At 44.4% G+C, this 15,710-nt stretch carries 17 protein-coding genes and 1 tRNA gene; 4 read left to right on the top strand and 14 right to left on the bottom strand.

The window, feature by feature from the left end; genetic code table 11:
• The first annotated feature begins 5 nt into the window (after positions 1–5).
• The 3 genes from A4V03_RS18940 to A4V03_RS18930 are packed head-to-tail and all read left to right on the top strand — an operon-like array spanning position 6 to position 3,151.
• The gene (locus A4V03_RS18940) at positions 6–887 is read left to right on the top strand and encodes a zinc-binding metallopeptidase (protein ID WP_369882217.1); all 882 of its coding nucleotides are present in this window, start codon (positions 6–8) and stop codon (positions 885–887) included.
• A gap of 5 nt (positions 888–892) precedes the next feature.
• Positions 893–2,116 (top strand): DUF4302 domain-containing protein, encoded by a 1,224-nt coding sequence (locus A4V03_RS18935; protein WP_065539951.1) that lies wholly within the window; start codon positions 893–895, stop codon positions 2,114–2,116.
• A gap of 6 nt (positions 2,117–2,122) precedes the next feature.
• A complete protein-coding gene (locus tag A4V03_RS18930; RefSeq protein WP_084081184.1) occupies positions 2,123–3,151 on the top strand; it encodes a BACON domain-containing protein in 1,029 nt (342 codons plus the stop codon).
• A 120-nt stretch (positions 3,152–3,271) separates the two neighbouring features.
• Here A4V03_RS18930 and A4V03_RS18925 read toward each other — a convergent pair whose 3' ends face one another.
• The 12 genes from A4V03_RS18925 to metK form a co-directional block, all read right to left on the bottom strand.
• Positions 3,272–4,513: a DUF4861 domain-containing protein gene (locus A4V03_RS18925; RefSeq protein WP_065539949.1), complete on the bottom strand. Its 1,242-nt coding sequence runs from the start codon at positions 4,511–4,513 to the stop codon at positions 3,272–3,274.
• Positions 4,514–4,615: 102 nt separating this feature from the next.
• Entirely contained in the window at positions 4,616–5,419 is an 804-nt protein-coding gene (locus A4V03_RS18920; RefSeq protein WP_024987519.1) for a gluconate 5-dehydrogenase, read from the bottom strand.
• A gap of 40 nt (positions 5,420–5,459) precedes the next feature.
• Entirely contained in the window at positions 5,460–6,302 is an 843-nt protein-coding gene (kduI, locus tag A4V03_RS18915; RefSeq protein ID WP_004296872.1) for a 5-dehydro-4-deoxy-D-glucuronate isomerase, read from the bottom strand.
• A gap of 418 nt (positions 6,303–6,720) precedes the next feature.
• Positions 6,721–6,791: transfer RNA gene (locus A4V03_RS18910), tRNA-Gln, on the bottom strand.
• A gap of 107 nt (positions 6,792–6,898) precedes the next feature.
• Positions 6,899–8,191 carry a tyrosine--tRNA ligase gene (tyrS, locus tag A4V03_RS18905; protein ID WP_065539948.1) on the bottom strand — a complete coding sequence of 431 codons (1,293 nt, stop codon included), beginning with the start codon at positions 8,189–8,191 and terminating at the stop codon, positions 6,899–6,901.
• A gap of 87 nt (positions 8,192–8,278) precedes the next feature.
• Positions 8,279–9,061: a TatD family hydrolase gene (locus A4V03_RS18900; RefSeq protein ID WP_065539947.1), complete on the bottom strand. Its 783-nt coding sequence runs from the start codon at positions 9,059–9,061 to the stop codon at positions 8,279–8,281.
• Positions 9,062–9,085: 24 nt separating this feature from the next.
• Positions 9,086–9,298, bottom strand: a complete 213-nt coding sequence (gene yidD, locus A4V03_RS18895) for a membrane protein insertion efficiency factor YidD (RefSeq protein ID WP_369882218.1) — start codon at positions 9,296–9,298, stop codon at positions 9,086–9,088.
• Positions 9,299–9,357: 59 nt separating this feature from the next.
• Positions 9,358–9,747 (bottom strand): ribonuclease P protein component, encoded by a 390-nt coding sequence (gene rnpA / locus A4V03_RS18890; protein ID WP_071807708.1) that lies wholly within the window; start codon positions 9,745–9,747, stop codon positions 9,358–9,360.
• 5 nt (positions 9,748–9,752) lie between these two features.
• Positions 9,753–10,499, bottom strand: coding sequence for a uroporphyrinogen-III synthase (locus tag A4V03_RS18885; protein WP_065539945.1), 747 nt, complete (start codon positions 10,497–10,499; stop codon positions 9,753–9,755).
• Positions 10,500–10,503: 4 nt separating this feature from the next.
• A complete protein-coding gene (locus tag A4V03_RS18880; protein ID WP_065539944.1) occupies positions 10,504–11,337 on the bottom strand; it encodes a DUF4271 domain-containing protein in 834 nt (277 codons plus the stop codon).
• Positions 11,334–11,921, bottom strand: a complete 588-nt coding sequence (locus A4V03_RS18875) for an LOG family protein (protein WP_065540507.1) — start codon at positions 11,919–11,921, stop codon at positions 11,334–11,336. The genes A4V03_RS18880 and A4V03_RS18875 overlap by 4 nt, the downstream gene beginning before the upstream one ends.
• 440 nt (positions 11,922–12,361) lie before the next feature.
• Entirely contained in the window at positions 12,362–13,654 is a 1,293-nt protein-coding gene (gene metK / locus A4V03_RS18870) for a methionine adenosyltransferase (protein WP_065539943.1), read from the bottom strand.
• 228 nt (positions 13,655–13,882) lie between these two features.
• Between metK and A4V03_RS18865 the strand changes: the two genes are divergently transcribed.
• The gene (locus A4V03_RS18865) at positions 13,883–14,068 is read left to right on the top strand and encodes a hypothetical protein (RefSeq protein WP_024988534.1); all 186 of its coding nucleotides are present in this window, start codon (positions 13,883–13,885) and stop codon (positions 14,066–14,068) included.
• A gap of 105 nt (positions 14,069–14,173) precedes the next feature.
• On the opposite strand, the gene folK is transcribed toward A4V03_RS18865, so the two are convergent.
• On the bottom strand, positions 14,174–14,650 hold the full coding sequence (gene folK, locus A4V03_RS18860; RefSeq protein ID WP_065539942.1) for a 2-amino-4-hydroxy-6-hydroxymethyldihydropteridine diphosphokinase: 477 nt from the start codon (positions 14,648–14,650) through the stop codon (positions 14,174–14,176).
• Complete coding sequence (gene queA / locus A4V03_RS18855) at positions 14,650–15,708, bottom strand: tRNA preQ1(34) S-adenosylmethionine ribosyltransferase-isomerase QueA (protein ID WP_024988532.1); 1,059 nt, start codon at positions 15,706–15,708, stop codon at positions 14,650–14,652. The genes folK and queA overlap by 1 nt, the downstream gene beginning before the upstream one ends.
• Positions 15,709–15,710 lie beyond the last annotated feature (2 nt).

The following is a 15,710-nucleotide window of genomic DNA, read 5'->3' as shown; positions in this document are numbered from 1 at the left end:
ACATAATCATGAAGTACATAAAATATATTGCTTTAGCACTATTCTTTACATGCAGTATGAGTTCATGTAGCGAAGACGAATTGGATGAACAAAGCATTTTCAGCGCCGAAGCACCTCAAAGAAATGAATTTGACAAATGGTTACTGAACAACTATGTATATCCATACAATATAGACTTCAAATATCGCATGGAAGACAAAGAATCAGACCATGACTACAACCTGACACCAGCTCAGTTTGACAAGTCAATAGCAATGGCCAAGTTGGTGAAATTTTTGTGGATTGACTCATACACTGAGATCATGGGCGATCGTGAATTTATCTGCAAATACGGTCCTAAGATGATTCACCTCATCGGCTCTCCTGCATACGATGAAGGACAAATCACATTGGGTACGGCTGAAGGCGGATTGAAGGTGACTCTATATAACATTAATGCTTTCGACCCGAGCAATCCCGACATCGAATTCCTAAACTACTGGTATTTCAAGACAATGCATCATGAGTTTGCCCACATCTTGCACCAAACGATTGAATTTCCAAGAGAATTCTATGAAATATCAACCGGCAATTATACAGGTGCAGGCTGGGTGAACATATCGGACACAGAAGCATTACAAAGAGGATTCATCACCAACTATGCAAGTACCGAGGTACATGAAGATTTTGTCGAGATTATCGCCAACTACATCACGCACGATGCTGCATGGTGGGAGGCTCAAAGAAAAGTGGCCGGTTCGGCAGCTGCATATATTGATGCCAAACTAGACATTGCCACAACATACATGAAAGAGACTTGGAATATCGACTTGCAGCAATTGCGTGAAATCGTACAACGCCGTTCTTCGCAAGCAGCAAGTTTGGACTTAATTAATTTAAATGACTAAGACGTATGAAAAAAATATATAATATCTGCTTTCTGCTTGTTCTGCTATCTTTTGTGTCATGCACACCGGAAGAAGAAAACCTATTCGACCAATCGGCCGCAGAACGTATTGACGCAGCAATTAAAGAAGAACTTTCCATATTGAGAGGAGCAAAAAATGGCTGGGTAATGGAATATTATCCTTCCGCTACTCAAATGTATGGAGGATACACCATGTTGATAGCATTCAATGAAAACGGAACCGCCGACGTCTCATGCGACCTATTTGAACATGACAAAGTAGCATCCGGCGAATATGAATTGAAACAAAGCACCGGAACGATGCTGACTTTCAATACTTACAATGAAATATTCCACTTCTTCTCCGAACCATCCAACTTTTTAGGAATTGGAGAGACCGGAGAAGGCATGGAAGGAGACTATGAATTCCTTGTCCTCGACTGCACGCCCGAACAAGTTGTGCTGAAAGGTAAGAAAACCGGTAACAAAATGATGATGACCCCCATACCGGAGAATGAAACTTGGGAACAGTATTTGGGGAAAATCAAAGCGGTTGCCAAGAATGCATATCCGGCATTGTATGACGTAGAAATAGGTGAAGAGGCACAATACACCGTCACACAACAGCATCACGTGTTTATTTTGGAAAATCAAGACGGTAGCCGGAAGAGCCTGCCTTTCGCCTATACCGTAGATGGTATTAAGTTCTACCAACCCGTCACCATCGGCAACCAAAATGTGCAGTCTCTAAGCTGGGACAATACAGAAATGGCTTACAAATATGAGAACATAGCCATCAAAGCTCAACCTCTTCCAGCAGGCTATCGGAAATATGAGGATTTCTTAGGCAACTATTCATTTATATATGACAATTTTGGCGCAGAACAAAATGTCACACTACGGGAAGAACTGTTCAACAGTAGCTTCATCATGGAAGGCTTTCCTATGGACATACGCATTATCTTCAAGGCCGACCTAGGGGTTATCTCCCTTGAATCTCAACAACTAGAAGGAAGTATATATTTATGTCCATGGGCTCTAAACCAAGGAGGTTCACTCACTAATCTGTCTGGTGCTGGAATGATAGGCATGGCCAGCAACAGCGCCATTGTCTTTCTTGACAATGGAGTATGGGGGGCACGAGAGACTGATTCTTTCATCGCTTACGACCTCTCGGCAAGCACTTCTATTTTTCAAATACCCTATATCGTAGGAATGATCAAACAATAACTAATTATGAAAAAGATAATATATACCTTAATGGCTGTATTCTGCATCGGAATGACAGCCTGCGACCAAGGAGAACCTTTAGTCATCCCCCAACTTGATATTGTAGAATCTACCGTTGATTTTGAAGCTATAGGAGGAAAAGGATTCATTACCCTAGCTTCCTTAGGAGAAAAAGTTAACGCTTCTTCCAGTACAGAATGGTGTAGCATTCAAAACGTAACAGGAAACAAAATCACATTCAACGTGACCGAAAATGCAGAAATCACCACCCGTACGGCAATCATCCGAGTGACAGCCGGAGCCATAACCAAACAAGTAGCTATCACGCAAATAGGCCTAGTGGCACAATATGAACGTAAAGACTTCTACAGCTATCCCGACAATGTAGCTTTCACAGAACCAATCAAGTTCACAAGTAGCTTGCCAATTGCTGTGACCATTGATAATGACTGGTTGTCGTACACGGAAACGGAAGAAGGCTTCCAGTTTAAAGCAGAAGAAAATACAAGTGGCAAAGCACGCATGGGAAAAGCCACCGTCAAAAGCGGAGACATCTCCATTGACTATTGTTTCTTACAATACGGTATCGAAGGACTGTGCAAAGAATGGGATGCAACCTATTCTGACGGAGAGGCAATGGCAACCGATAAGTTCACCATTACCCAAACCGAAGGAAATGCGTTGAATATCAGCATAGCAGAATTAGGCTACCAAAGAATCTCCGCTATATATGAAGATGGTGCCATCAAAATTCCTTGCGGACAGATTATAGCAACAAAGAGAATGCAAAACGGCAGCACATATTACATTGCATTAGGAACATTAAATCGTGCAGGGACTCAAGCAGGACTTAGTGAAAATATCACTTGCCAACTTGTACCCTATTTGAATAATAAAACCAAGCAATGGGGACTTACTTTTGTTGACGATGGAAGTTGGCAGTATGACCAGATAGGTATTGTCAATTGGGCGCTAACATCCACAGGAAGTCTTGCCGGATATTGGGACAAAATACTGAATCTTTGTCTTAACTAATATTGGATCGACAAAGATTAGAACATTACAAACAGCCTGTCATCGGTCTCAAATCCAATGACAGGCTGTTTTCATCACAACTCTAAAAAGAAAAGTTGATGATGTAATCTGTATGAGCAATTAGTAGACAACCGCCAGCGGAGTACGCAATTTCTGTGCATATTCAGCCATATATTTATTCCAGGCATCCGGTGTCTTGATAGCCGCCTTATCCCAGGCAGAACCCCAGTAATAAGTATATTCAGAACCCGGTTCATATTCGCTGATAGCCAAAACGTGACCGTCGGCTCCGCCACGTTCTTTCTTTTCCATTTCCGAAAAAAGAACCACTTTCGCTTCTTTCACCTGTGCAGGAAATGCAGCACCGACAAATATCTTACCGTTTGCACCGCTACGATCTGTTGTAGGATCTACGTAAGTGATATACCCGTTGGCAGCATCTGCCACAGTCGCACCGTCCGGTTCACGCAATACAAGTCCGGTAGTCACCGGCATTGCTTCTTTCAGATTGGTATATGAAACAATCGTTTTGTTGAGATAAGAACCTGCATCCAGAGAGATCACACGTGTTTCCACTACATTAGAGTCTCTACGGACTACCAGCGGATTAAATTCCAGCTTCACCGTGAAACGCAACGGACCATTATCAAGAATTTCCTGCGCACGATAGCAGTAAGGATAGATAATAGTGTCACCCGCCATCAGAGCAGCAACACCGGCACCCAACGTAGGTCCTACGGCATAGCAATCCATGCCATATCCATGATCAATATGGTAAGAGATAGCTTTTTGCAGTTCGGAGGCAGCTTCAGGATCTGTCTTTTTCAGTTCAGCTATCTTGGCACGCTTTTCAGGATTCAGTTCTTCCGCATAGAGAGATTCCAAAATCGGTTCTGTTGTGTTGTACTTCGTGAAAAGGTCGTAGCCGAAACCACGCTCTCCGCGTGCTTGCAAGGCAGGACCATACGCACGGAATCCGCCAAGATCATTCTCCCAGGCAACGTCGTCCAAACGTTCGGGATAATATTTACCGCAAGCAACGACATCGAAAGGAGCCGGTGTGCCCGGTTGAATAGTGTAAACAGCCGTTCCGTTCGCCTCTACCGTAGCGGGGAAAACAACCTTTTCGTCATACGTCACCTGGTAAGGTACTTGCTGACCGTCAACATCAAGCACTACAATCTGCGCTGTATCTGCCAGCTTCAATTTGGCAACAACGTCGCTCATCGGCACTTCAACCATCTCTCCCACCCGTTCAAGAGCCAACGGATTGGTCACTGTGATTGTCATTGACTGTCCACTGTCGGTACAGGAAGCAAACCCTATCAAGACTACAGCAAACAGAATGAATATCTTTCTCATAATTAGTCTACATTGAATGAATAATAAAAAATAAGGTGACAGATGAAAAGAGGATGCTCTTTGCCATTCTATCACCTTATCGGATTAACTTACTATCTTGTATTATTTCGGCTGTTTTCCGATATAAGCAAGGATACCACCGTCTACATAAAGAACATGGCCGTTGACAGCATTAGAAGCTTCAGAAGCAAGGAACACAGCAGGACCTGTCAGTTCTTCAGGATCCAACCAACGACCGGCAGGAGTCTTGGCGCAGATGAATGAATCGAACGGGTGACGGCTTCCGTCTGCCTGCGGCTCACGAAGAGGAGCAGTCTGCGGAGTAGCGATGTAACCCGGGCCGATACCGTTACACTGAATGTTGTATTCACCATATTCAGAGCAGATATTGCGAGTCAGCATCTTCAGACCACCCTTAGCGGCAGCGTAAGCAGATACAGTTTCACGACCCAGTTCGGACATCATAGAGCAGATGTTGATGATCTTACCGGCACGTTTTTCCATCATAGCCGGAAGAACAGCCTTAGCAACGATGAACGGAGCATTCAAGTCGATGTCGATTACACGACGGAAATCAGCAGCATCCATCTCGTGCATAGGAACACGACGGATAATACCTGCGTTATTCACAAGGATATCAATTGTACCTACTTCTTTGGCAATAGTAGCCACCATAGCCTGAACAGCCGGTTCGTCTGTCACGTCGCACACATAACCGTGAGCTTTGATACCTTTTGCAGCGTATGCAGCCATTCCTTTGTCTACCAACTCTTGATTGATGTCGTTAAAACAAACAGTAGCGCCTTGTTCTGCGAACGCAGAAGCAATAGCAAATCCGATACCATAAGAAGCACCTGTGACGAGAGCTACTTTACCTTCCAAAGAAAAATTCAAAAACTGATTCATAATTCTTTTTGTTATTAAATTAGGAAAACTATTGTAGTTGTTATTTCAAATCTGTTATTAATGAGAAGTCCTGGTCGCCGTAGTCGAGGTTCTCACCGCCCATACCCCAGATAAAGGTATAGTTGTGGGTAGCGGCAGCCGAGTGGATAGACCATTCGGGCGAAAGAACCGCCTGGTCGCCCTTCATCCATACGTGGCGCGTTTCGCCTACTTCGCCCATGAAATGGCAGATAGCGTGGTCTTCGGGAATTTCGAAGTAGAAATAAGCTTCCATACGACGGCTGTGTACGTGAGCCGGCATGGTGTTCCATACACTTCCCGGAGCCAGTTCCGTCATGCCCATCTGGAGCTGGCAGGTGGGCAACACCTGATTTACCAGCATCTTATTGATATTACGGTGGTTGGAACCTTCCAAAGAACCCATTTCGGCTACTACAGCATCGGCTTTCGTCACCTTGCGGTCGGGATAGTTGCGATGGGCAGTCAGTGAGTTGAAGTAGAATTTGGCGGGATGGGCAGCGTCTTTGCTTTCGAAAGTTACTACGCGGTCGCCCGAACCCAGATAAAGGGCTTCCTTATAGTCCAGTTCAAATTCAGCATCGCCTGCCTTTACGATACCGGGGCCGCCGACATTGTAGATACCCATTTCGCGACGGGTGAGGAAGAACGGAGCTTTCAGCGGGTCAATCGCTTCGAGCGTCAACACCTCTCCTACCGGCAGCGCACCGCCTACCACCATACGGTCGTACATGGAATATACCATATTTACTTCATTGGGGACAAATATCTTTTCGATTAAGAAATCTCTGCGGATTCTTGTAGTATCATAACTTTTTGCATCCTCAGGATGCGCAGCATAGCGAATTTCATAGTTCGTTTTCATACCTTATTTATTTATAGTTATCGAATAAGTTCTCTTTCTACATGCACACCGTTTGCGTACACGATGCAAAAATAGCAAAAGAAAACGGGTTTACCTTGCAATTTTGTTCCAATTATCCACCAAAAATGTCCAGAATCTGTGCAATGTACACTTTTTTAACGAACTATAATACGATTTGGGAGTGATTTCTACCTAATACAGTTTGAACCTTCTATAATAAAATACAAGCTATTCAACGACCAACACGATAAGCATTAAAATAGCCAATATAACGAATAAAATAAGATGAATGAATTCTATGTATGCTGCTCCCCTATATACTTCAATCTTTATAAGGATATACAAAAACGGGGACTTCAGAGTCACGAAAGAAAAGCCCTGAAAGATGTCTCTTCCAGGGCTTTTCTTTGCTTGGTTGTTGGACTACCAAGATTCGAACTTGGACAAACAGAACCAAAACCTGTTGTGCTACCATTACACCATAGTCCAAACTTATGTGCTTTCTGTTAAAAAGCGGTGCAAAGATAGAGGTTTGCAAGCAAACCTCCAAATATTTCGTTCACTTTTTTACGTTCTATCGAGAAAATCGTGCATTATTACTTTGCAATCAGCAAATAATAGTTCTTTTTACCGCGCTGAACAAGCAGATATTTCTCATCGAGCAAGTCAGCAGTTGTGATTACCTGATCAAAAGCTGTTAGCTTCTCTTTGTTCAACGAAACGCCGCCGCCTTGAACCAACTTACGCATCTCACCTTTCGAAGCAAATACAGCTGCATTATCGACGAACAGGTCTACTGCCTTCACTCCTTCTGCCAACGCATCACGTGAAATCTCAAATTGAGGTACTCCTTCAAATACAGCCAGCAATGTATCCTCGTCCAATTTGCGCAAAGCGTCGGAAGTAGCATTACCAAACAGAATATTGGATGCGTCAACCGCTGCGTTGTAATCTTCTTCCGAGTGAACCATCACAGTTACTTCTTTAGCCAGACGTTTCTGAAGGAGACGCAAGTGTGGAGCAGCCTGATGTTCGGCAATCAATGCTTCAATTTCTTCTTTTTCGATAGAAGTGAAGATTTTGATATAACGCTCGGCATCGGAGTCGCTTACATTCAGCCAGAACTGATAGAATTTATAAGGTGAAGTATAGCGAGGGTCCAGCCAGATATTTCCGGATTCTGTCTTACCGAACTTGCCACCGTCAGCTTTCGTAATCAGCGGGCAAGTCAGTGCGAACACCTCTCCCCCATTGGTACGGCGGACCAATTCGGCACCGGTAGTAATGTTTCCCCATTGGTCGGAACCACCCATCTGAAGCTTACAGCCCTTCGTTTCATACAAATGAAGGAAGTCATATCCTTGAAGCAACTGATAAGTGAACTCGGTAAATGACAGTCCGTCACGTGCTTCGCCATTCAGACGGCGTTTTACAGAGTCTTTTGCCATCATATAGTTCACAGTAATGTGCTTACCTACTTCGCGAGCAAAGTCGAGGAAAGTGAAATCTTTCATCCAGTCATAATTGTTCACCAGTTCGGCACGGTTAGGCACATCCGACTCGAAGTCGAGGAACTTGGCAAGCTGTTTCTTGATACACTCCTGATTATGACGCAATGTTTCCTCGTTCAGCAGATTACGTTCTGCTGATTTTCCGGAAGGGTCTCCAATCATACCTGTAGCGCCACCGATCAGTGCCAACGGCTTATGACCGCAGCGTTGGAAATGACGAAGGATCATCACTCCACAAAGGTGACCAATGTGTAGCGAATCGGCAGTCGGGTCGATACCCAAATAGGCAGTCACCTGCTCTTTGCTTAACAACTCTTCTGTTCCCGGCATGATGTCCTGCAACATGCCACGCCATCTCAATTCTTCTACAAAATTCATCGTATTACTCTATTAATTAGTTGTTTTTTATTGTATTTCAATCCCATGTGCGACAAAAGTACGACTCTTTCCCGGAAGATACAACTCTTACGCCCTAAAAAAGACATTTTGGATATTTCGGCGGATCGTCTCACGCAACGCTTCCACTTCTACCCCACGCACTTTGGCTGCCCGGCACAGGATATCTTCAATATCAAGCGAGCTGTTGTCCGTTTCCAGAAACAACCGTTCGTCGGGTACTGTCTGCATCGTTTCATCAGGATAATACCCTCCAAAGGAGAGATAAAAACCCTTTTTCAACAACTGCACCGCCTGCTCCGGTTTTCCACGAAAACCATGCCATACCCAAGCTTGTTGGGGACGAAATTCTTTTTTCACGGCCAGCAGTTCATCCGTCGCTCTCACACAGTGGATAATCAACGGCAAGCCATGCTTCTCCGACAACTGAACCTGCTTCTTAAACATTGTCAACTGCAGTTCCATTGGAGCCGCTGCCAGCTTATCCAGCCCGGTCTCTCCTACAGCCACAAACTGCTTACGCTTCAACTGCTTCTGAAGAAAAGCCAATTGTTGATCGGCATTACGTTCTGCCAACTCCCAAGGATGAATACCGGCAGAATAATAATATCCTTTCCTGGCAGAGAACACATTGTTAGACAAAGTATCCACCAAACCCTCGCCCTTATTCAGAAGACCTAAATACTCTTCAAGCAGGAGCCCTCTGCCCACCGCCACTTCCGCATTCTTTGCCAAAGGCATATACAATGGAGAGTCCGTTAATAGCGGATAATTGATGATGGATTTTCCTTGGGAGTCAATCTCACGTTTATGAGTATGAATATCCAAAATGTCAATCACATTCTTTTTCATTTTCCATTTCTCATTTTAATTGTTTCAAGGTACGGGGTCATAGCCGGAACCACCCCAGGGATGGCATCGCAGAATACGCCGCACAGCGAGGTAAAGCCCCTTTACAGGACCGTGTTTCTTAATTGCTTCGACAGCATAAGCCGAGCAAGTTGGCGTGAACCGACAAGAGGGAGGGGTAAGAGGCGATATACAAACCCGATAAAAATAGATGGGAACAAGCAACAAGAAAGAGAACATCTTCCTTAAAATTCCCGTTACGAATACCCACAGGGCAGATATCCGGGAGTTACGAGGTTTCATGAGGATAATTTTTCGGAGATGCGCGCAAGCGCTATTTTCATCTTCTCTTCCAGTTCGGCAGTAGCAATAAGCTCGTCCGACAGATAGATAAAGGCAACAGCCAACCGCTGCTCCCGGCGTTGCAATTCGTCCACCAGCAGAAATTTGTTCTTCCGGTAGGCTTCGCGTATCTGACGTTTCACACGGTTGCGTTTCACCGCTCGTTTAAAACGACGTTTCGATACACTGATTAGGATAGAAACAGGAGCCTCTCCCTGCTCGACAGGCATATATACAACGCGTATCGGAAAGATGGAAAACGACTTCGAAACGCCGCCTTCAAACATCTTTCCGATCAAGATTTTACTATTCAGCCTTTCGGCTTTACACAAAGTATATATACCCACTCTGTTTATTTATTGTTTTCTCTGATAAACATGTCAAGTGCAGCAGTCATCGACGGAGCCTGCACCGTAGGAGCTTCAAGATCCAGACGGAGACCTGCATCACGTACAGCCTGTGCGGTAGTAGACCCGAAAGTTCCGATCTTAATCTCTCTTTGATTAAAATCAGGGAAGTTCTTCTTCAGTGAAGTCACTCCGGCAGGGCTGAAGAACACTAACATATCATAATCAAACTCCTCGTCCGATGTAAAGTCGTTGCTTACTGTACGGTACATCACAGCTTCTGTATGCTGAATGTTATTCTTGTCGAGCAAGTTTTTCACATCGTCATTGTGTACGTCCGACATCGGAACAAGATATTTCTCTGTTTTATGCTTTACAATAGAAGGAATCAGATCCTCAATTTTTCCGGTAGCTCCGAAAGAAATCTTACGCTTGCGGTATTGCACATATTTCTGAATATACAATGCAACAGCTTCCGTCACACAGAAATACTTCATCGTTTCAGGAATGGTCACACGCAATTCAGTACATAAAGTGAAAAAATGGTCAATAGCATGGCGCGAAGTGAATATGACGGCTGTATGGTCGAGAATCGAAATTTTCTGTTGCCGAAATTCTTTCGCCGAAAGACTTTCAACCTTAATAAACGGTCGGAAATCTATTTTAACGCCATACTTTTCAGCTATGTCGTAATAGGGAGATTTCTCTGAGGCAGGCTTAGGCTGCGACACTAGTACTTTTTTAATTTTCAACGTCCTAAAATTTTATTAGCAAAATATTGTTCATTTGAATCATACCTTGATAGAGTAGCAGACAAGGTACTATTTCAAGTGCGCAAAAGTACAAAATTAATAGGAAAAGCCCGCTGAGTTGATGAAAAAAAAGCTTTATCCACTTATAAAACATCAATATTTTAGTGAAAATTAAAATAATAGACCCAATTATGACCAAATTTGTGAGACTCAAGTCAAAATAAACAAGAAAAAGAACGAAAGGGAAGAGGGCAAATCCCACATAATATATGAGCGCAGAATAGGATTCCAACCACATATTTGTCTTATTTTTATCAAAAAAAGTCCACCCAAGAAACATATAAAGCAACCATTTTAGCAAGAAATAAGCAAGGCAGAATCCAACATAGATACCCAGCAAAAGGAGGGGGGATACATGGTTCATCAAAGCAGGGCATGTATCATGAAAATAATTGAGAAATGTGATACCTGACAAAACACAAGTCTGCAACACAAGCACAAGGAGATAGCGCACATCGGCCGCTGTAGAACTATCAAAAATACTCGCCCGCTCACGGTGCAGCATAAAGTCTTTCACTTGTTGGGAGAGAAATTTCTTTCCGCGTGCCAAGGCTATGGAGGAAAGTAAGAAGCAAGCCAGCAAGGTCAACGCAATGGCGTCGTCCGTGCGGGGAGAGTAGGAGATAGGTGTCCCCTCAAAGCCGGGATCAACTTCTTGCACAGCATGAAGATCAGCCAATTGCAGACTATCAGTGTCCGCCTTTGCCGGACTAGCCTGTTCCTGCCGGAGAAGGGACAGCGTATCCGCACTCCGGAAACTTAGTGTGTCGCCCATCATATCGCTGCAAATTTACGAATGGAAATGTCCCATACAGGAGTTTCATAAAGCAATTGAACCGCTTCTTCCGGTGTCTGTGCCACTTTCCATATATCACCGTGCTGCCGGCGCATAAAGTTCTCATCAATAGCCTTTCCAAGCATTTCGAGGAGTGGATCGAAGAATCCGTTTATATTGAGGATTACAATCGGATTGAGATATAATCCCAATTGTTTCCAGGTAATGATTTCTAGCAACTCTTCAAGGGTACCGCATCCACCGGGCAAAGCAATGATGCCATCACTCAAATCTGCCATCTTCTGTTTGCGTTCGTGCATGGATTCTACTTCAATCAGTTCTGTCAATCCCGTATGATGCCAGTTTTGTTCTACCATAAAATGAGGAATCACACCTGTCACCTCACCACCATTTTTCAACACTGCATCTGCCACAGAACACATCAGGCCAATACTTCCGGCACCGTTTATCAAACGGATATGGTGTCCGGCAAGCAGACGGCCGAGAGTCTCGGCTGCTTGAAAGTAAACAGCATCTATCTTGGTACTGGAAGCGCTATATACACATACGGAATTTATCTGATTCATCTTCATCACTATCCATTATTATATCGAGAAGGCAAAATTACGAAAAAATTCCGGTATTCAAATTCAACATTATCTGTGCTTTTGACAAACAGACAGCATTTTCTATGGATAGGCGGTTGATTTCAACATAGATAAGGTATTGTCAGGACGAGTTTCCATTTGGGTGGTAAACACATATTAAAATACATAAGTCTGTCATCTACAATAAAATAGGAAGAATCTTGTTTATCCTACCACCCCGTCCTTCGGACACCCCTCCTTCCCGAAGGAGGGGAATTAGAATTACTAACGAGTTTTTAGACAGCCTCAAACCATGCGGACGAAGTCATATCGGACTGCGTTAAATTATTAAACATCAAGAGCTGCAACTTCAATCTCCTCATAAAGGAAGTTGAAATGGCAGCTCTTTCTTCATAAGCTAAGCCTCGTTTCAGACTGTTTTACAGACCAAAAGCAGCTTTAATTTTATCTACGTAGTCGAGCTTCTCCCATGTAAAGAGTTCCACTTCCACAGTTTTGTCTCCTTCGTAACGAGAGAAGAATTTCTTCGTAACCACTTGCGGTTCACGTCCCATGTGACCATAAGCGGCAGTTTCCTGATAAATAGGATTACGAAGTTTCAGACGTTCCTCGATAGCTTTCGGGCGAAGATCGAACAATTGGTCGATAACACGGGCAATCTCGCCGTCGGTCATATTGACGTGAGAACGACCGTAAGTATCGACAAAGATATTGATGGGACGAGCCACACCGATAGCATAGCTTACCTGTACAAGCATTTCGTCTGCCACGCCTGCCGCCACCATATTCTTTGCGATGTGACGTGCTGCATAGGCCGCACTACGGTCTACCTTGCTAGGATCTTTTCCGGAGAAAGCACCACCACCGTGAGCACCTTTGCCGCCGTAAGTATCAACGATAATCTTACGGCCCGTCAGACCGGTATCTCCGTGAGGACCACCGATCACGAATTTTCCGGTAGGATTCACATGATAGATGATTTTATCATTGAACAATGCCAATACTTTATCATGATGGATAGAAGCAATCACACGGGGCATCAGAATCTCGATCACATCACGGCGGATAATAGCCAGCATCTCTTCGTCAGCTTTCAACTGAGCGGCTTGCGAGTCGTCTTCCGGCTGGATAAAGTCATCATGTTGCGTAGAAACAACGATTGTATCAATGCGGACAGGGGTTCCGTTGTCGTCATATTCGATAGTAACCTGGCTTTTGGCATCGGGGCGGAGATAAGTCATCACCTTGCCTTCACGGCGGATGTCGGCCAGCACTTGCAGAATGCGGTGTGCCAAATCAAGAGAAAGCGGCATGTAGTTTTCCGTCTCATTCGTTGCGTAGCCGAACATCATACCCTGGTCGCCTGCGCCCTGTTCCATCGGGTCCTGACGTTCCACACCACGGTTGATATCGGGGCTTTGCTCATGAATGGCGGAAAGTACACCACAAGAGTTGCTTTCGAACATATACTCTCCTTTGGTATAACCGATTTTCTTAATCACTTCGCGTGCGATGAGCTGTAGGTCAACGTACGCTTTTGTTTTCACTTCACCCGCTAGCACCACTTGTCCGGTAGTCACTAGTGTTTCGCAAGCTACTTTCGAACTGGGGTCGTAAGCCAACAGTTTGTCAAGCACGGCATCCGATATTTGATCGGCTACCTTGTCGGGGTGTCCTTCTGACACCGATTCGGATGTAAATAAGTATCCCATCTTTCTTAAATTAAGAATTAAAAAATAAGAATCAAGAATGAGAGAGTAGGAGAGGCGAGTGCTGCAAAGGATAAGCCGAAAGGCGTCAATCAGACGTGTTTTAGCATTTTTTTCCGTGGTTGCAAGCTACTCAAATCTGTCCACACTTTCATTTCGGTTGCAAAGATAAAGAGATTTCGGAGATAATGAGTATCTTTGACGCGTATTTAACACATAAATAGATTTATAATGATTCTAAATAAGAAATTAAAAACGCTTTTGGTGCTGGCGCTTTATGTAGGATTCACGATTGCTATCTACGCCATTGTCTGCCATTTCATCGACAAGCCGTTTCAGGAGATTCATTTGCTGTATGCAACACTGATAGGATGCATCGCCTATTTGCCGGTGTTTATTGCGGAGAAAAAGAAATAAATAGCCTGTTTGGTGTGTATATATACTCACCATACTGGATATATATATCCACCGTGCTGTCATATATGCCCAGCACGGTGAGTATATATGCCCACCGAACAAGGGTCAGAGTGCGCCCAGAATACCTTTCATTGTCTTTCCCAACACAGGGTGCAGGATGTCCGGAGCAATCTCCGCCAGTGGTTTCATAACGAAGTCACGTTCTGCCATCAACGGATGGGGGAGGGTCAGCTCTGCTCCGGAAGCAGAGGTCACAGAAAGCACCAAATCTTCATAAAGCAACAGGTCGATATCAATCAGGCGGTCGCTATATATTCCATCGACGGACTTTTGGGTACGGCCCAACTCCCTTTCAATCATTTGCGTCTCTTGCAATACTTCCAATGGAGATAAATCCGTTTCTACACAAGCCGCCGCATTCAGGAAACTGTTTTCAGAAGCAAAACCCCAAGGGGCAGTAACATAAAAAGCAGACAGGGAAATGACTTTCCCTATCTGCTCTTCTATTTTTTGCACGGCATCCCGAAGATTCTGTTCTTTATCTCCAAGGTTAGTGCCGAGTCCCAAATAAACTTTTGCCATTATTTGTCCAAAATCAGCATGGCATCTCCATACGTGCCGAAACGGTAACCTTCCTTCAATGCTACATGATAAGCATCCATCACCTGCTCATAGCCCCCGAAAGCAGCCACAATCATCAGCAGCGTGGAAAGGGGCATGTGGAAGTTGGAAATCATTGCATTGGCTACGGTAAATTCATACGGCGGGAAGATAAACTTATTAGTCCATCCCTCAAATTCTTTCAGATGTCCGTCGGTGCTGACTGCGCTTTCGATGGCACGCATCACGGTCGTACCTACCGCACACACATTCTTGCCGTTATCTTTGGCACGGTTGACGGTTTTCACCGCCATCTCGTCTACAAACATCTGTTCGGAGTCCATTTTGTGCTTTGTCAAGTCCTCTACGTCAATGTCGCGGAAATTACCCAAACCGGCATGCAGAGTGATATATGCAAAGTCTATACCTTTGATTTCCAAACGTTTCATCAATTCACGGCTGAAATGCAGGCTGGCAGTCGGAGCAGTCACCGCACCTTCGTTCTTCGCAAAGATAGACTGAAAGCGTTCGGCATCTTCCGGTTCTACGGGACGGTTGATGATAGAGTGGGGAAGGGGAGTTTCGCCCAGTTCGTAGAGAGCTTTCTTGAATTCATCGTGAGGACCGTCGTAAAGGAAACGGAGCGTACGTCCACGCGAGGTGGTATTGTCGATTACTTCCGCCACCATCGAATCGTCCGGACCGAAATACAGTTTGTTACCGATACGGATCTTACGTGCCGGATCGACCAATACGTCCCACAAACGAAGTTCTTCATTCAACTCACGCAACAAGAATACTTCGATACGAGCACCCGTCTTCTCCTTGTTACCGTACAAACGCGCAGGGAATACCTTCGTATCATTGAATATAAACACATCCTTGTCATCAAAGTAGTCCAAAACTTCCTTGAACATCTTGTGTTCAATCTTACCTGTTTTACGATGCAGTACCATCAAACGAGACTCATCCCTATATTTCATAGGATGCAGAGCAATCTTATCCTCGGGTAACTTGAATTTGAATTGTGATAATTTCATAT

The organism is Bacteroides caecimuris, assembly GCF_001688725.2.
Taxonomy (GTDB): Bacteria; Bacteroidota; Bacteroidia; order Bacteroidales; family Bacteroidaceae; genus Bacteroides; species Bacteroides caecimuris.
This window is presented reverse-complemented; position numbering and strand designations above follow the sequence as displayed.